Origin of the sequence: Pseudomonas deceptionensis, from assembly GCF_900106095.1 — a bacterium.
In the GTDB taxonomy this organism is placed as follows: Bacteria; Pseudomonadota; Gammaproteobacteria; order Pseudomonadales; family Pseudomonadaceae; genus Aquipseudomonas; species Aquipseudomonas deceptionensis.
Window position 1 is genome coordinate 537571 of sequence record NZ_FNUD01000002.1, and the last position, 16382, is coordinate 553952.

Sequence of the window (16382 nt, forward strand, 5' to 3'; positions counted from 1 at the left end):
TGCCCGGTTTTTTCATGTCAAAAAATCAGCTTTCGACAATACATACGGCATAAACAACGAGGGCCATATACAGCACCCCAACAGCCATCCAGACCACATTTGTACCGCTGAGCGCGCTATTGCAGCGGCCATTCGGGTCATCACTCAACACATTGATTGCGCGCTGGGCCTCAACAAACATCCCGGCGCCGCAGGCAATCAACACAAGATTGGCAAAAAGCACAAACACCGTGTCCGAGGGTCGATTGAAGAACAGGGACAGCAGTACAGACAACATGACCAGAAACATGATCAGCAAGCCTCTGGTCTCGTGGTGCCAGAAGTATGTTCGGCCCTTCATGTCCAGACCGTTCTGGACCTTCTCAAACAGGCAGAGAATAAAAAACGGCCAGAACACAGAGCGTATCAGCGGCGTGATCGGCGCCCCGGTCAGCTCTTTGTAAGCTGCCCAGTTGCGGTAGGACCAATAAAATACGTACCCGCCCGCCGTGAGCGCATACAGCAACAGAAATTTGGTGACGGAAACGATGTACAGCCCGCTCTGCTCGTCATCAGGCAGCGCCCTTTTATCCAACAACGTGCAGCCAGTCGCAGTCAAAGGGTTCATGACACGTCCATACCAAAGAGTGAGGACGAAGTAGACACAATTAGTCCTACATAAAAATGCAGCCCGATTCTCATTGTTGTGTAGGAAAAAACCTGTATTCCTGCTGTATCCGTCCCGGACACCGGGATGGCGCATTACATTGAAAACCTTTTTGACAGCCCGCCAATTGCGCAGGTTAGAATCGCTGGCACGCAGACTGCATGTTCCGTCTGCATCCTGCCTTTTGAGCTTCCTGGAGTACTGCCTTTGAATGCGACGACCATCAACAGCCTGTTCTTGATCGGCGCGTTGCTGGTAGGTGCGAGCATTCTGGTGAGTTCCCTGTCCTCGCGCCTGGGCATCCCGATTCTGGTCATCATCCTGGCGGTGGGCATGGCCGCAGGGGTCGATGGTGGCGGTATTATTTTTGACAACTACCCCACCGCCTACCTGGTGGGCAACCTCGCCCTGGCGGTAATTCTGCTCGACGGCGGCTTGCGCACACGGGTCTCCAGCTTTCGCGTGGCGTTATGGCCGGCGCTCTCGCTGGCCACGGTCGGGGTCATGATCACCACAGGGCTGACCGGTTTGATGGCCGCCTGGCTATTCAATCTCAACCTGATCCAGGGCCTGCTGATCGGCGCCATCGTCGGCTCCACCGATGCGGCAGCGGTGTTCTCGTTGCTGGGCGGCAAGGGCCTGAACGAACGGGTATCGGCCAGCCTTGAGATCGAGTCCGGCAGCAACGACCCGATGGCGGTGTTCCTTACCGTTACTCTGATCGACATGCTCGCCAGCGGCGAAACCGGCTTGCACTGGAGCCTGCTGCTCAACCTGCTGCGAGAATTCGGCATTGGCGGCGCGGTCGGTCTGGCCGGCGGGTGGTTGATGCTGCAGATGGTCAATCGCATCAACCTGGCCAACGGCCTGTATCCGATCCTGGTGATCGCAGGCGGCCTGGTGGTCTTTGCCCTGACCAACGCCCTGCACGGCAGCGGCTTCCTCGCGGTTTACCTGTGCGGTCTGGTGATCGGCAACAGCCCGATTCGCAGCCGTCACGGCATTTTGCACATGCTCGACGGTATGGCATGGCTGGCACAGATCGGCATGTTTTTGGTGCTGGGCCTGCTGGTCACGCCACACGACTTGCTGCCCATCGCGATCCCGGCACTGGTATTGGCCCTGTGGATGATCCTGTTCGCCCGCCCGCTGTCAGTGATGGTGGGCCTGCTGCCCTTCAAGGCCTTCCACGGTCGCGAAAAAGCCTTTATTGCGTGGGTAGGCCTGCGCGGCGCGGTACCGATCATTCTGGCGGTATTCCCGTTGATGGCCGGGCTGCCCAATGCCCAGCTGTATTTCAACCTGGCGTTCTTTATCGTGCTGGTGTCCCTTTTGGTGCAAGGCACCAGCCTGCCGTGGGTCGCCAAGTTGCTCAAGGTCACGGTACCGCCTGACCTGGCGCCCATCTCCCGCGCAGCGCTTGAAGTCCACGTCACCAGCGAGTGGGAACTCTTCGTCTATCGCCTCGACGCACAAAATTGGTGCATCGGCGCAGCCTTGCGTGAGCTGAAAATGCCCGAAGGCACCCGCATTGCAGCCCTGTTCCGCGACCAGAAACTGCTCCATCCGTCGGGTAGTACCACCCTCGAAATCGGTGATTTGCTCTGCGTAATCGGCCACGAACACAATCTGCCGGCCCTGGGCAAACTGTTCAGCCAGCCACCGAGCCGTGGCCTGGATCTGCGCTTCTTCGGCGACTTTGTACTCGAAGGCGACGCCCAACTGGGCGCGGTCTCGGCGCTGTATGGCCTGAAGCTGGAGGGCATCGACCCCAATATCCCGCTCAGCAGTTTTATTGCACACAAGGTAGGCGGCGCACCGGTGGTCGGCGACCAGGTGGAGTGGAACAACACCATTTGGACCGTCGCCGTCATGGACGGGAACAAGATAGCCAAAGTGGGCGTCAGATTCCCCGAAGGAAGTGCACCGGGGCCCGGGCTGTTCCTCTAAACTCCAACTTTCCGCCTCTTGTCTGACCGGTATCTATGCCAACTCTGCGCACGTTCTTCGCAACAGTCCTGCTCGGCCTGAGCCTTTGTGTCGGCACGCTCCACGCTGCCGAACCGCCCACCGCCGAGGCCGTGCAGCAAAGCCTGGACAAAATTGCTGACCGCAAGCTCCCGGACGCTGACCAAAAAGCCTTGCAGACGGTGCTCCAGCAGACCCTCACCCTGCTGGACAACAAGGCCGATTACGAACAGCGCCTGAACGACGTCAAGCAGCAGCTCGCCAATGCACCGCGCCAGACCGGCGACAACCAGCGTGAACTGTCCCGGCTCAAGGCCAGCAAGGTCATACCCGTGGCGCAGCGTTATAGCGACCTGTCAGTGCCGCAGCTGGAGCAAATGCTCGCTGAGCGCACGACACAACAGGGCGAACTGCAAAAAGCACTGGCCATTGCCAACAGCCAGAGCATTGCCGCACAGACCCGGCCAGAGCGGGCTCAAGCCGAAATCAGCAACAGCCAGACGCGCATCCAGCAGATCAACAACATCCTGAAAACAGGGCGCGACAACGGCAAATTGCTCACCGCCGACCAGCGCAACCAGCTCAACGCCGAAGCCGCCTCGCTCACTGCGCTGATCGCCCTGCGCCGTCAGGAACTGGCCGGCAACAGCCTGCTGCAAGACCTCAGTGGCAGCCAGCACGACCTGCTATTGGAAAAAACCACGCGCCAGGACAAGGAAATCCAGGAGCTGCAAACCCTGATCAACCAGAAGCGTCTGGCGCAGTCGCAGCAGACCGTGACCGAGCAATCGATCGAGGCGAAAAAGTCCGGCAGCAGCAGCCTGCTGGCGACCGAAAGCGCGATCAACCTCAAGCTCTCCGACTACCTGTTGCGCAGCACTGACCGCCTCAACGAAGTCACCCAGCAGAACCTTGAAACCAAGCAGCAACTGGACAACGTCACCCAAAGTGATCAGGCGCTGGACGAGCAAATCAACGTACTCAAGGGCAGCCTGTTGCTGTCCAAGATCCTCTACAAACAGAAACAGGCCCTGCCGCGCCTGCAGAAGATGGACAAAAACCTGGCGGACGAAATCGCCGATATTCGCCTGTACCAGTTTGAAATCAACCAACAGCGCGAAATGATCAGCAACCCGACGACCTACGTCGATAACCTGCTGTCGACCCAGCCCGCCGACCAGGTCACCCCGCAACTGCGCAAAACCCTGCTTGAACTGGTCAACACCCGCAGCGACCTGCTTGACCGCTTGAACCGCGAATTAAGCGCGGTGCTCAATGAATCCATCACGCTGCAACTGAACCAGAAACAACTGCTCAGCACCGCCCAAAGCCTGCGCGCCACGCTGGACGAGCAGATGTTCTGGATCCCCAGCAATAAACCGCTGGATCTGGAATGGCTGGAAACAGCCCCAAGCCAACTTGAACAGCAAATCATCACCCTGCCCTGGGGCTCCAGCGTCACCGAGCTGGCAGAAGGCCTTGTTGAACGGCCACTCTTGTTCCTGCCGTTCTTGCTGGTTGTTGCGGCCCTGCTCTGGAAGCGCAGATACCTCTACAGCAAACTGAACAAAATCCATCAGGACATTGGCCACTTCAAGCGCGACAGCCAATGGCACACGCCTCTGGCGATTCTGATCAACATCCTGCTGGCAATGCCTCTGTCGCTGGCCCTGGCACTGTGCGGGTATGCCCTGCAGACCGATGCCCGAGGCATGAACGTCAACACGGGCGCAGCCTTGATCCAAATGGCAGAAGCCTGGCTGGTGTTCTACACCGCCTACCGGATCCTGGCGCCGGGTGGCGTGGCTGAACTGCATTTCCGCTGGGAGAAACCGCTGGTTGCCTTCCTGCAAAACTGGATTCGCAAGCTCGGCCTTGTGGTCCTGGCCCTGGTGGCCGTGGTTGCGTTTGCCGAGCAGCAACCGGCTGCGCTGGCAGACGATGTACTGGGCATCCTCGTGGTACTGAGTTGTTACGCCGCCATGGCCTGGCTGCTGTGCCGCCTGCTGCTCAACGATTTCGAGACCGCGACCAAAGCCTATCGCCTGCGCAAGTTGCTCGGTTTTGCCTTTGCCCTGCTGCCGTTGGCGTTGTTCGTTGCCGTCTGCTTTGGCTACTACTACACCGCGCTCAAACTCAGCGACCGCTTGATCAATACCCTGTACCTGCTGATGTTCTGGCTGGTGGTAGAAGCTGCCTTTGTACGCGGCCTGGCGGTCGCGGCACGACGCCTGGCCTATCAGCGCGCACTGGCCAAACGTCAGGCCGCCAAGGAAGCAGGCGAAGGCAACGACGCCATTATCGAAGAACCGACGCTGGACATCGAACAGGTCAACCAACAGTCGTTGCGCCTGATTCGTCTGGCCTTGCTCGCGTGCTTTGTCGGCGTGTTGTATTGGGTGTGGGCTGACCTGATCTCGGTATTCTCCTACCTGGACAACATCACCCTGTACGAATACACCAGCGGCAGCGGCGCCAACATGAGCATGGTGCCCATCAGCATTGGCGACGTGATCGGTGCGCTGGTGATCATTGGTATCAGTATCGCGCTGGCGCGCAACCTGCCCGGGCTGCTGGAGGTTCTGGTGCTGTCACGCCTTGATCTGGGCCAGGGCAGCGCCTACGCCACCACCACCTTGCTGACCTACGTGATCATCGGCATCGGCTTTGTCTCGACCCTGTCGACCCTCGGCGTGAGCTGGGACAAGCTGCAATGGCTGGTGGCCGCCCTCTCCGTGGGCCTGGGCTTCGGGATGCAGGAAATCTTCGCCAACTTCATCTCGGGGATCATGATCCTGTTCGAGCGTCCGGTACGTATTGGCGACACCATCACCATCGGCAACCTGTCGGGCACCGTGAGCAAGATCCGCATCCGTGCGACCACCATCACCGACTTTGACCGCAAGGACATCATTGTCCCGAACAAAACCTTCATCACCGGGCAACTGATCAACTGGTCACTGACCGACACCATCACCCGTGTCACCCTGAAACTGGGCGTGGACTACGGCTCCGACCTGGACCTGGTGAAAAGCCTGCTGCTCAAGGCTGCACAAGAAAACCCGCGGGTACTCAAAGACCCTGAGCCCCACGTGTACTTCCTCAATTTCGGCGCCAGCACCCTGGACCACGAACTGCGCATGCACGTGCGCGACCTGGGCGACCGTAACCCGGTCATTGACGAAGTGAACCGCTTCATCAACCGCGAGTTCAAGAACCACCAGATCAACATCTCGTTCCAGCAGATGGAGGTGTACCTCAAGAACTTGCAGGGCCAGGAATACAAGCTTGTGCCTGTCGGGCCGGAAGTTCCGCCTGAACCCACGCAGCCGCCGCCGCAAAAACCGCAGCTGGGCAAACTCGACTGAGCGCAGTGAGATACCAACGCATGACGTGCGGGAGCGAGCCCGCTCGCGAAGGCTTTAAAAGATAGCGCGTCCGCGCTTGAGATCTTCGCGAGCAGGCTCGCTCCCACGGAGCATGTACGCCAAGATCACTTTTTGTTTACTGGAGACGGTCATTGAAAGCCCTAGACGAACTGACCTTCGATAACCGTTTTGCCCGGCTGGGAGACGCGTTTTCCACCCACGTGCTGCCCGAGCCTATCGATGCGCCGCGCGTGGTGGTTGCCAGCGACGCCGCCATGGCGTTGCTCGACCTCGACCCGGCCGTGGCCCAGGACCCGGTATTCGCCCAACTCTTTGGTGGCCACACCCTGTGGGCCGACGCCGAACCTCGCGCCATGGTCTATTCCGGTCATCAGTTCGGCTCCTACAACCCGCAACTGGGCGATGGCCGCGGGCTGTTGCTGGGCGAGGTCTATAACGACGCGGGCGAGCATTGGGACTTGCACCTCAAGGGTGCTGGCATGACACCCTACTCGCGCATGGGCGATGGCCGCGCCGTACTGCGCTCATCGATCCGCGAGTTTCTCGCCTCCGAGGCGCTGCATGCGCTGGGCATCCCCAGCAGCCGCGCCCTGTGCGTGATCGGCTCCGACACCCCGGTCTGGCGCGAGACCCAAGAACGCGCCGCCATGGTCCTGCGCCTGGCGCCCAGCCATGTGCGCTTCGGGCATTTCGAGTACTTCTACTACACCAAGCGCCCCGAGCAGCAAAAGCAACTGGGCGAGCACGTGCTGGCGATGCACTTTGCCGAGTGCCTGGAACAGCCGGAACCGTACCTGGCGATGTTCCGCGAGATTGTTGAGCGTAACGCCGAGCTGATCGCCAAGTGGCAGGCCTACGGCTTTTGCCACGGCGTGATGAACACCGACAACATGTCGATTCTGGGCATCACCTTCGACTTTGGCCCGTTCGCCTTCCTCGACGACTTCGACGCCAACTTCGTCTGCAACCACTCCGACCACGAAGGGCGTTACTCCTTCAGCAACCAGGTGCCCATCGGCCAGTGGAACCTCAGCGCACTGGCCCAGGCACTAACGCCGTTTATCAGCGTTGAGGCCCTGCGCGAAACGCTGGGGCTGTTCTTGCCGCTGTACCAGGCGCACTACACCGACCTGATGCGCCGTCGACTGGGCCTGACCACCGCCGAAGACAGTGATCAACATTTGATCGAAACACTGTTGCAGCGGATGCAAGGCAGCAGCATCGACTACACCCTGTTCTTCCGCCGCCTGGGGGATTTACCGGCGGAGCAGGCTGTGGCGCAGCTGCGTAACGAGTTTGTCGACCTCAAGGGCTTTGATGAATGGGCCGCGCAGTACGTTGCCCGGGTCGCCCGCGAAGGCGTGAGTGATGAAAGCGCACGCCGTGACCGAATGCATGCGGTCAACCCGCTGTACATCCTGCGCAACTATCTGGCGCAAAAAGCCATCGATGCCGCGCAAGCCGGGGATTACAGCGAAGTGCAGCGCCTGCATGACGTGCTGACCCAACCGTTCACCGAGCAACCGGGCATGGAAGCCTATGCCGAGCGCCCGCCCGAGTGGGGCAAGCACCTGGAAATCAGCTGCTCGTCGTAATGCAAAGCCTGTGGCCGCTGCACCAGATCCTCTGGGGAGCCGGACTTGCCCGCGATAACATCGGCCCGATCTGAGATCGGTAAAACGCTGTTACCTGTATCGCCACCGCTCTATGCGCACAAAGCCTCAGATAAACATATCCACAGGCACTTTGAAGTAATCCGCCAGCCAGCGAATCTGCCGTACATTGAGCTGGCGTTTACCGCTGAGGATTTCGGACACCACCGATTGGGTACCCACACCCGGCAAATCGCTTTGGGTCAGCCCGTGCTCCTGCATGACCGAGCGTAATACATCAACACCACTGACCTTGGGCATCGGCCGATGCTCGAGGTCATAGGCTTCAACCCAGTCACCGATGATGTCCACCAGGCTCATCAAGGGATGACTTTCATCGTCGCCAATCAAGTCGGTCAAGCCATCAAGGGCTGCGACCAACTCATCGTAATCTGCTTCGTTTTTCGGTTTGCGCAACAGAGGCGCAACGAATTTCCAGTGCTCTGCCGCCTGTGCGATCAATGCGTTCATGGTGCTTACTCCTTCCATTTGCCCTTGTCATAGTCACTGTGATCGAGCACATGACGGATGTAGAGGCGCTGTACCCGATAACGCACCACGGCGATCAGCCGCAGCTTGTTACCTCCAATATTGAAAACGTGCAACGAACCGACCTTGTCGGTAGCAGGGAAAAACGACCTTAACGCGGCAAAGTCTTGGGGGTTGAGGACCTTGATCTTGCGATACCACTCATCGAGTGCGCTCGCCGATTGCGGCCATTGTTCTTTCGCTTCCCAAATACGCTTGGCTGTTATCACTCGCATGCAATGTCCCTATCGCATCTTGCTATGGAGGTTAAGTCAGAGGTCGCTCAATCGCAATATGCGATAATCCCTCTCTGACAAATGGTGCTGTCGCTGTCTCGCTTCAAAGCCTAGATAAGGGCTGTGCAACCGGCTCAGCACTGTATGAGCAAATACGTCGCCTCAGCACCTGCATAACCAAATCGCATAACAACCTGCCCAAACAGTCTTAGACGAACTAAGCCGCCGTGATTATGGTGACGCCCGCGCGGCGGCTCTGGCTTGCCCGATACCTCATACGAGATTCGTTGTTTAAGGAACACCCATGTCCTGGGACTCGCTGCCCCTGCTGTTTGTTGCCGCTTTGCTGGTGTGGTTGCTGGTGTCGTTTGTGCGCGAAAAATGGAGCGCCGATGTGGTGGCCGCCATTGCCGTCGCTGCCCTGCTGATCACGCAAATCCTCACCCCTCACGAGGTGTTGAGCGTGCTCAGCAACTCGGCACCCGCCACGATTGCCTGCATGTTTGTGCTCTCGGCCGCGCTGGAACGCACGGGCTGTATCGATGCACTGGGCAACTGGCTGGGCAATCTGGTGGGCGACAAACCCTTGCGGGTTCTCGGCGGGCTGATGATTACCGCGCTGGTCATCTCGGCGTTCCTGAACAACACCCCCGTGGTGGCCATTTTGACGCCGGTGGCAATTGCGCTGGCCAAGCGCGCCCACAGTTCACCGTCCAAACTGCTGATCCCGCTGTCTTACGCCACGGTACTGGGCGGGATGCTGACGATGATCGGCACTTCGACCAACATTCTGGTGGACGGGGTCGCACGCAAAGCCGGGCTCGCGCCCTTCGGCATGTTCGAAATCACCCAGGCCGGGCTGATGTTTGCCGCCGTGGGTTTTGTGTACCTGATGATCTTCAGCAACCGCCTGCTGCCTGATCGCGACAGCCTGTCCAAACAACTGCGACCGGATCTGACGCGCACGTTCATGAGCGAGTTGCTGGTACCCCACGACTCACCCGTCATCGGTAAAACCCTGGCCGAAGCCGATCTGAACGGCGGCAGCGGTCTGCAAGTCCTGAAAATTTTCCGCGACGAGCAAGAACTTTCCACACCCGCGTCAACCACCCAACTGCGCAGCGGCGATCGCCTGGTGCTGCACGGGCAAGTACAGAATGTGGTCGAGCTGCGCGAAAGCGGCGTGCTGGCCTTCAACCGTGGCGATGCGTTCGAAACCATCAGCAACCACGACGTCATCCTGGCCGAGGCCATCGTGGGCCGTAATTCCCGCTACAGCCACCGCCCCATGCGCGACCTCGACCTGACGGCGCGTTACGGCATTGCGGTGCTTGCGGTGCATCGTCAGGACGAGAACATTCAAGGCAACCTCGACGACCTGCATCTGCAATTCGGGGATGTGATTCTGGTTGAAGGCACGCCCAGCCAAATTCGCCGTTTCGCCGAAAATGGCGACTTGATCAGCCTAAATACCGTCCTGGAGCGCGCCTATCGCCGCGACAAGGCCCCGATTGCAATCATTTCCACACTGGCGGTAATGATCCTCGCGGCACTGGAGGTCATGCCCATCGAAGGGCTGGCACTCATCGCCGCCGTGACGGTGGTCGCCACCCGCTGCCTGGATGTGCAGGACGCTTATAAAGCAGTGGACTGGAAAATTCTCAGCCTGATTTTCGGCATGCTGGCCATCAGCATTGCGATGGAAAAAGTCGGCCTGATCAACCTGGTGGTCAACCAGACCATGGCCGCGATCCCCAATGCCGGCCCGCTGCTGATGCTGGGGTTTATCTATTTGCTGACCAGCATCCTCACCGAGATCCTCTCCAACAATGCCGTGGCGGTGTTGCTGACACCGATTGCCATTGGTGTGGCGCAACAGATGGGCGTGGACCCCCGGCCTTTCGTGGTGGCCGTGATGTTCGCCGCCAGCGCCAGCTTCGCCACGCCGATTGGCTACCAGACCAACACATTCGTATATAACGCGGGCGGCTATAAGTTCAGCGACTTTATGCGCATCGGTATCCCGTTGAATGTACTGATGCTAATCGTGGCCATGCTGGTGATCCCGTGGATTTGGCCGCTGAGGTCAGTGGCGGGTTGAGCGATCATCTGCTGAACTGCACGCTCAAACGCAAACCCCTTGTGGAGAACTCCTGATGACCGAACCGCTGCTGATCCCCTGCCCCAACTGCAACGGCCTTAACCGCATCCCCGCAGAGCGCATCGGCGAGCACCCCAAATGCGGGCGCTGCAAAAATGAAGTGCTGATGAGCAAGCCCTTCGATTTGAAACAAACCGACTACGCCAGCCAGATCAAGGGCGACCTGCCGCTGCTGGTGGACGTATGGGCCGAGTGGTGCGGGCCGTGCAAGGCCTTTGCCCCGGTCTTTGAGCAAGCCGCCAGCCAACTGATCGGCAAATGCCGACTGGCCAAGCTCGACAGTGAGGCCAATCAACAGTTGGCCGGGCAATTGGGCATTCGCTCGATCCCAAGCCTGATTTTGTTCAAAAACGGCCGCGAAGTCGCTCGCCAGAGCGGTGCCTTGCCTTTGCAGCAACTCACCGCCTGGCTGCGCAGCCAGGGCATCAGTGCTTAAGCGTTCTGATCCAGATAATCGTGCAACTCTACAAACTGCTGGGTCAGTTTGTGCCGCGGGTCGAAGTGAATCAAAGGCTGACAGGCCTGATGCGACTCGCGCATGCGCACTGAGCTGCTGAGGTACATCGGCAGCACAGGCAACCCTTCCGCAATCAATTCGTCGAGCATCTGCTGGGGCAAGCTGGCCCGGGCCTGGAACTGGTTGACCACGATGCCTTCGACCAGCAAACCTTCGTTATGGTCTTCTCTCAGGTCATCGATTTCAGATAACAGACCGTACAGCGCCTGACGCGAAAAACTGTCGCAATCAAACGGGATCAACACCCGATCACAAGCGATCAACGCCGATACAGCATAAAAGTTCAACGCAGGCGGGGTATCGACATAAATACGGTCATAGTCTTCGGACAACTCATCAAGCAACTTACGCAGCTTGTTGATCTTGTGCTTGGCCTCAAGTTTTGGCTGCAAATCAGCCAGTTCGCCCGTGGCAGTAATGACGTGCAAGTTCTCGAAGGGCGTTTCGTAAATATCGACCCGATTTTTCTTCGAGCCAACCCCGGTTGACAAGCTGTGCTTGAAGAAGTCAGCGATTCCCATCGGGATATCGTCACCGGTCAGTCCAGTCAGGTATTGAGTGGAGTTAGCCTGAGCGTCCAGGTCCACCAACAATGTCCTGTAACCTTCACTGGCACTGACCGCCGCCAGGTTGCACGCAATGCTGGACTTGCCCACACCGCCTTTTTGATTGAACACCACGCGACGCATTTCAAGAACTCCATGTATCAGTGAGTGCTCGAGTGTAGATGGCCTTTACTCAGCTTCGCTACCTCGCGGCGAAATGAACCACACCCTTTATGCGCATACCCACAAAGACAAACGAATATCTCTCACAAATAAACGCATTCGGCGTACTCGCCACCCACTAAAGTCAAAAAGACATCATCTTTTTTAAAGGCTCGCAGCAAATCTATACTTGGATTTTAAGCAAAATTTGCTACGAGCCAACTGCACCGGGATAATGTCGCCATTCTGTATTAGGTGCGGCGTCGATCGGCGCCCACTTTCGCATCAAGGAAGCCTGCAAGGGCGGGATGAAACTCCAGTGATCAATTTCAATGTCGCCGCGTGGCGCGCCTGGGCTCCGGGCCTCGACAGCGTGGCCGATTGGCAGGCCTGGAGCCAGCACCCCCGCGTACTTGACGCCAGCAGTGCAGCTCCCGACGTCTCGTTTTTACCCGCAATGCAACGGCGTCGCCTCAGCCGCCTGGCACGCATGGCCTTCAGCGTCGGCTGGCCACTGGCAGAAGGCCACAAAGCATTGCCTCTGGTATTCGCCTCACGCCACGGCGAAACCCCACGCACGTTCGACATCCTCAGCGACCTCGCTGCCGACCAGCCTCTGTCCCCGACACAATTCAGCCTTTCGGTGCATAACGCTGTCATTGGGCTGTGGTCGATCATGCGTGGCGAAACCAGCGAAATGACCGCCATTGCCGCAGCCGGAGATGGGCTGGAGCACGGCCTGATCGAGGCCTGTGCGTTACTCAACGAGGGCGCGCCCGCCGTGCTGCTGATCATCGCCGAAGAGCAACCGCCACACGCGTACGCCCAATGGATTGATGATGTGCCCTTCCCTTATGCCGTCGGCCTGCTGCTGACACCCGGCAAGCAATGGCAGATTTCCCTCGCAAACGACGCCACTGGCATCGAAAAAGCCCCATGGCCCCATAGCCTGAACCTGTTACGCCACCTGCTCGATGAGCAGACGTCATTCCAGCACGTCTGGAAAAACCGCGTATGGAACTGGCAACGCAGCCTGTGAGTGCCCGTTGCGATGCATATATTTGGCGCCTGATCGCCACAGCCATAAGCTTTGCACTCTTCGGCCTCGGGGGCCTGTGCCTGCGAGCGGTGATTTTCCCGGTTCTCAGTTGCCTGCCAGGAGACGCCGTTCGTCACCGCGAACGCGCTCGTGCAACCGTCAGCCGGCTGTTCTGGCTGTTTATCCGCACGATGGCCCGCATGGGCGTGCTGACCTATGACGTACAAGGTGCCGAACGGCTCGGACGCCCCGGCCAGATGATCATTGCCAACCACCCGTCGCTTATCGATGTGGTTTTTTTGATCGGTCTGGTGAGGAATGCCAATTGCGTGGTCAAAGAGAGCCTTTGGCAGAACCCGTTTACCCGCAGCCCCGTGCGTGCCACGCAGTACATCAGCAATGATGGCAGCGTCGACATGCTCGATAACGCCGCGCGAGCGCTGCAGGAAGGCCAGACACTGATCATTTTCCCGGAGGGCACGCGCACGCAGCCGGGCATGACACCCGCCTTTCATCGCGGCGCCGCCGCGATAGCACTGCGGGGTGCGAAAATCCTCACTCCGGTGGTGATCAAGGTCAGCCCCACCACGCTGACCAAGGCCGAACCCTGGTACCGCATACCCCATCGGCGCGTGCACTTCAGTATCCGGGTCGGTGCCGATATAGATCCAAACACCTTTACCGCGCTTGGCCCGCCGCCTAAAGCCTCGCGCCTGCTCAATGACTTCGTGCATGACTACTTTATTAAGGAGCTCGCCACAGATGAGCAATCTGAAAAGCGACATTAAACAGCTGATCATCGATGCCCTGGGTCTTGAAGACATCAGCGTCAGCGATATTGGCGATGAACAAACCCTCTTTGGCGAAGGCCTGGGGCTGGATTCGGTCGACGCGCTTGAGTTGGGCCTGGCGATTCAAAAAACCTACGGCATCAAGATAGACGCTGACGCCAAAGACACTCGCAATCATTTTTCAAACGTGGCCAGCCTTGCGGCTTTTGTCACGGCTAAACAGGCAGCCTGAGACCGAACCATGCAAACCCGTGACGACATTTTCAATACCCTGCGCGACGCCCTGATCGAACTCTTCGAACTGGAGCCTGAGCGCGTCACCCTGGACGCCAACCTGTATCAGGATCTGGAAATCGACAGCATCGACGCCGTCGACCTGATCGATCACATCAAGCGCAAAACCGGCAAGAGAATCGCGGCTGAAGAATTCAAATCGGTGCGTACCGTCAATGACGTGGTCGAGGCGGTTTACCGTCTGGTTCACACTGACGAATGAACCGACTGATTGGTCCGGGGCTGTTGCTGGCTGGCCTGCTGTACCCCTTTGCGGTGTATTTCGGTATGGCCCATTTCGCTCCATGGCAGTTCGCACTGCTGCTTGGCAGCCTGTGGCTGGCCCGTGCCCTGACCGGCGAGCGACGCCCTGGCAGTGTGTGGATGGCAGTAGTGGCACTGGTGTTCTGCGGCCTGCTGGCGCTGTTCAACAGCCCGGTATTGCTGCGCTGGTACCCGGTCCTGATCAGTACCTTCATGCTCTGCCTGTTCGGTCTGAGCCTGAAGTTCGGGCCGCCGATGATCGAGCGCCTGGCGCGCTTGCGCGAGCCGGTGTTGCCCGAGATCGCAATTGTTTACACACGACAGGTCACCAAGGTCTGGTGCCTGTTTTTTATGCTCAACGGGTTAGTCGCAGCAGGTTTGACGCTGTGGGCGCCGCTGAGTTGGTGGACGTTGTACAACGGCCTGATCGCCTACGCGCTGATGGGGCTGCTGTTTGCCATTGAATGGCTGATACGACAAAAGGTAAGAGGCCGGGCATGAATTGGATAAAACTTGAGCAGCTATTGCTCAAGGGGCACGCAGAACGCCGCGTCACGGTTGACCCTGCGCTGAACCACGACACCCTTTGCGAACAGGCCCTGCGCCTGGCCGGCGGCCTGCAACAGCGTGGCGTGCAGCACATTGCCGTACACCTTGAAGACGCCGCCGACCTGGCAGTGGCTTTACTCGGTGCATGGCGGGCCGGAGTCAGCGTGCTGTTACCCGCTGACCTGCAAGCGCAAACCCGTCAGCGCTGGGATTGCCGGGTTGACCTGTGGATAACTCAACGCGACGAACTGCAAGCCTTGTACGCCGACGCACTGCCTGCTGCAGAACTGGATCTGGACATGTGCCAGCTCAGCCTGTGCACCTCGGGCTCCAGCGGCGAGCCCAAGCGCATCGACAAAAGCCTGCGTCAGATGGCCAACGAGGTCCAGGCGCTGGAACAGTTGTGGGGCGCGGATCTGGGCGATGCGTGCATCATCGCCAGCGTGGCGGCACAGCATATTTATGGCTTGTTGTTCCGCGTGCTGTGGCCCCTGTGCGCAGGCCGGACCTTTGTGCGCAATCAACTGGCATTTCCGGAAGACATGCAGCGCACCAGTCGCGAGCACTCGTCATTCGCCTGGGTCGCCAGCCCTGCCCTGCTCAAACGTATGACCGACAATCTGGACTGGCCCGCCTTGAGCCCGGTACGCCGGGTGTTTTCTTCGGGCGGTGCCTTGCCTGCAGAGGCGGCGCAAGGGTTGTTCGAGCGTCTGGGCCAGTGGCCGACCGAAATCCTTGGCAGTTCGGAAACCGGGGGTATTGCGTGGCGCCAGGGCCCGAACCTGTGGCAACCGTTTGCCGATGTGCAGTTGAGCCAGAGCGAAGACGGTGCCCTGATGATCGCCTCGGCGTACTTGCCCGCGGGCCATATCGAACACACGGCCGACGCGGCTCGCATCGAGGCCGATGGCCGTTTCGAGTTGCTCGGGCGTCTGGACCGCATCGTCAAACTGGAAGAAAAACGCATCTCCCTGCCAATGCTGGAACACGCACTGGTCAACCACGACTGGGTGGCTGAAACCCGCCTGGGCGTGGTCAACGAAAGCCGCGCTTCTCTGGGCGCCTTGCTGGTGCTCAGTGAAAGCGGCCTGTATGCCTTGCGTGAACACGGTCGTCGCGCCCTGACCCAAAGCCTTCGCCAACACTTGAGCCAGCACTGCGAAGCCCTGGCCTTGCCGCGCCGCTGGCGCTTGTTGCGCCAGTTGCCGCTCAACAGCCAGGGCAAGCTGCCACAGGCGCAAGTCGACAGGTTACTGCTGGCACCCCGGCCGAAAATGCCCGAAGTGCTGAGCCAAAGCGAACATGACGGTCAATGGACACTCAACCTGTCGATCCCCCCGGACCTGGCCTACTTCAGCGGTCATTTCCCTAAAACCCCGGTGCTGCCGGGCGTGGTGCAAGTGGATTGGGCGATGGCGCTGGGTCAGCAGTTGCTCGACCTGCCGCCGCGTTTTGCCGGGATGGAAGTGCTCAAGTTCCAGCAACTGGTACGCCCCGGCGACACCATCGAACTGACCCTGCGTTTCGACCGTGAGCGCAGCAAACTGCACTTCGCCTACCGCAACGCGACGGCGCCCTGCTCCAGTGGCCGCATCGTGCTGGAGCCCGCCTGTGAATAAGTTATCTGACGCTGCAACTCGCCCAGTAGCAGCTGCCGAAGGC

At 59.1% G+C, this 16382-nt stretch carries 15 protein-coding genes; 11 read left to right on the forward strand and 4 right to left on the reverse strand.

Annotation, left to right across the window (positions count from 1 at the left end; genetic code table 11):
* Positions 1–25: 25 nt before the first annotated feature.
* Positions 26–607, reverse strand: coding sequence for a hypothetical protein (locus BLW11_RS02230; protein WP_048360392.1), 582 nt, complete (start codon positions 605–607; stop codon positions 26–28).
* 246 nt (positions 608–853) lie between these two features.
* Here BLW11_RS02230 and BLW11_RS02235 point away from each other — a divergent pair, with 246 nt between their 5' ends.
* The 3 genes from BLW11_RS02235 to selO all read left to right on the forward strand — a co-directional run bounded on the left by BLW11_RS02235 (position 854) and on the right by selO (position 7598).
* Complete coding sequence (locus BLW11_RS02235) at positions 854–2596, forward strand: potassium/proton antiporter (RefSeq protein ID WP_048360393.1); 1743 nt, start codon at positions 854–856, stop codon at positions 2594–2596.
* A 35-nt stretch (positions 2597–2631) separates the two neighbouring features.
* A complete protein-coding gene (gene mscK, locus BLW11_RS02240) occupies positions 2632–5982 on the forward strand; it encodes a mechanosensitive channel MscK (protein ID WP_048360394.1) in 3351 nt (1116 codons plus the stop codon).
* Positions 5983–6134: 152 nt separating this feature from the next.
* Positions 6135–7598: a protein adenylyltransferase SelO gene (selO, locus tag BLW11_RS02245; RefSeq protein WP_048360395.1), complete on the forward strand. Its 1464-nt coding sequence runs from the start codon at positions 6135–6137 to the stop codon at positions 7596–7598.
* 126 nt (positions 7599–7724) lie between these two features.
* On the opposite strand, the gene BLW11_RS02250 is transcribed toward selO, so the two are convergent.
* Together BLW11_RS02250 and BLW11_RS02255 are read right to left on the reverse strand one after the other, a co-directional pair.
* Positions 7725–8126 carry a helix-turn-helix domain-containing protein gene (locus tag BLW11_RS02250; RefSeq protein ID WP_048360396.1) on the reverse strand — a complete coding sequence of 134 codons (402 nt, stop codon included), beginning with the start codon at positions 8124–8126 and terminating at the stop codon, positions 7725–7727.
* Between the two features lie 5 nt (positions 8127–8131).
* Positions 8132–8419 carry a type II toxin-antitoxin system HigB family toxin gene (locus BLW11_RS02255; RefSeq protein WP_048360397.1) on the reverse strand — a complete coding sequence of 96 codons (288 nt, stop codon included), beginning with the start codon at positions 8417–8419 and terminating at the stop codon, positions 8132–8134.
* Positions 8420–8723: 304 nt separating this feature from the next.
* Between BLW11_RS02255 and BLW11_RS02260 the strand changes: the two genes are divergently transcribed.
* The gene (locus BLW11_RS02260; RefSeq protein WP_048360398.1) at positions 8724–10520 is read left to right on the forward strand and encodes an SLC13 family permease; all 1797 of its coding nucleotides are present in this window, start codon (positions 8724–8726) and stop codon (positions 10518–10520) included.
* Positions 10521–10575: 55 nt separating this feature from the next.
* On the forward strand, positions 10576–11016 hold the full coding sequence (gene trxC / locus BLW11_RS02265; RefSeq protein WP_048360399.1) for a thioredoxin TrxC: 441 nt from the start codon (positions 10576–10578) through the stop codon (positions 11014–11016).
* Here the strand turns inward: trxC and BLW11_RS02270 are convergent.
* Positions 11013–11786, reverse strand: a complete 774-nt coding sequence (locus tag BLW11_RS02270) for a ParA family protein (RefSeq protein ID WP_048360400.1) — start codon at positions 11784–11786, stop codon at positions 11013–11015. The two genes, trxC and BLW11_RS02270, sit on opposite strands and share 4 nt — an antisense overlap.
* 337 nt (positions 11787–12123) lie before the next feature.
* Between BLW11_RS02270 and BLW11_RS02275 the strand changes: the two genes are divergently transcribed.
* Genes BLW11_RS02275 through BLW11_RS02300 form a run of 6 tightly spaced genes read left to right on the forward strand, consistent with a single transcriptional unit; the run spans position 12124 to position 16339 of the window.
* Positions 12124–12843, forward strand: a complete 720-nt coding sequence (locus BLW11_RS02275) for a beta-ketoacyl synthase chain length factor (RefSeq protein ID WP_048360401.1) — start codon at positions 12124–12126, stop codon at positions 12841–12843.
* Positions 12819–13631 carry a lysophospholipid acyltransferase family protein gene (locus BLW11_RS02280; protein WP_048360402.1) on the forward strand — a complete coding sequence of 271 codons (813 nt, stop codon included), beginning with the start codon at positions 12819–12821 and terminating at the stop codon, positions 13629–13631. The genes BLW11_RS02275 and BLW11_RS02280 overlap by 25 nt, the downstream gene beginning before the upstream one ends.
* A complete protein-coding gene (locus BLW11_RS02285) occupies positions 13606–13866 on the forward strand; it encodes a phosphopantetheine-binding protein (protein ID WP_048360403.1) in 261 nt (86 codons plus the stop codon). The genes BLW11_RS02280 and BLW11_RS02285 overlap by 26 nt, the downstream gene beginning before the upstream one ends.
* A gap of 9 nt (positions 13867–13875) precedes the next feature.
* A complete protein-coding gene (locus tag BLW11_RS02290; protein WP_048360404.1) occupies positions 13876–14130 on the forward strand; it encodes an acyl carrier protein in 255 nt (84 codons plus the stop codon).
* Positions 14127–14672 (forward strand): COG4648 family protein, encoded by a 546-nt coding sequence (locus BLW11_RS02295; RefSeq protein WP_048360405.1) that lies wholly within the window; start codon positions 14127–14129, stop codon positions 14670–14672. Before BLW11_RS02290 ends, BLW11_RS02295 begins: the two co-directional genes overlap by 4 nt.
* A complete protein-coding gene (locus BLW11_RS02300; protein WP_048360406.1) occupies positions 14669–16339 on the forward strand; it encodes an acyl-CoA synthetase family protein in 1671 nt (556 codons plus the stop codon). The genes BLW11_RS02295 and BLW11_RS02300 overlap by 4 nt, the downstream gene beginning before the upstream one ends.
* The last annotated feature ends 43 nt before the right edge of the window (positions 16340–16382 follow it).

Coding starts and splice junctions, on each gene's coding strand:
- BLW11_RS02230 (WP_048360392.1), bottom strand. CDS start 607: ATGAACCCTTTGACTGCGACTGGCTGCACGTTGTTGGATAAAAGGGCG.
- mscK (WP_048360394.1), top strand. CDS start 2,632: ATGCCAACTCTGCGCACGTTCTTCGCAACAGTCCTGCTCGGCCTGAGC.
- BLW11_RS02250 (WP_048360396.1), bottom strand. CDS start 8,126: ATGAACGCATTGATCGCACAGGCGGCAGAGCACTGGAAATTCGTTGCG.
- BLW11_RS02255 (WP_048360397.1), bottom strand. CDS start 8,419: ATGCGAGTGATAACAGCCAAGCGTATTTGGGAAGCGAAAGAACAATGG.
- BLW11_RS02260 (WP_048360398.1), top strand. CDS start 8,724: ATGTCCTGGGACTCGCTGCCCCTGCTGTTTGTTGCCGCTTTGCTGGTG.
- trxC (WP_048360399.1), top strand. CDS start 10,576: ATGACCGAACCGCTGCTGATCCCCTGCCCCAACTGCAACGGCCTTAAC.
- BLW11_RS02270 (WP_048360400.1), bottom strand. CDS start 11,786: ATGCGTCGCGTGGTGTTCAATCAAAAAGGCGGTGTGGGCAAGTCCAGC.
- BLW11_RS02280 (WP_048360402.1), top strand. CDS start 12,819: ATGGAACTGGCAACGCAGCCTGTGAGTGCCCGTTGCGATGCATATATT.
- BLW11_RS02285 (WP_048360403.1), top strand. CDS start 13,606: ATGAGCAATCTGAAAAGCGACATTAAACAGCTGATCATCGATGCCCTG.
- BLW11_RS02290 (WP_048360404.1), top strand. CDS start 13,876: ATGCAAACCCGTGACGACATTTTCAATACCCTGCGCGACGCCCTGATC.
- BLW11_RS02295 (WP_048360405.1), top strand. CDS start 14,127: ATGAACCGACTGATTGGTCCGGGGCTGTTGCTGGCTGGCCTGCTGTAC.
- BLW11_RS02300 (WP_048360406.1), top strand. CDS start 14,669: ATGAATTGGATAAAACTTGAGCAGCTATTGCTCAAGGGGCACGCAGAA.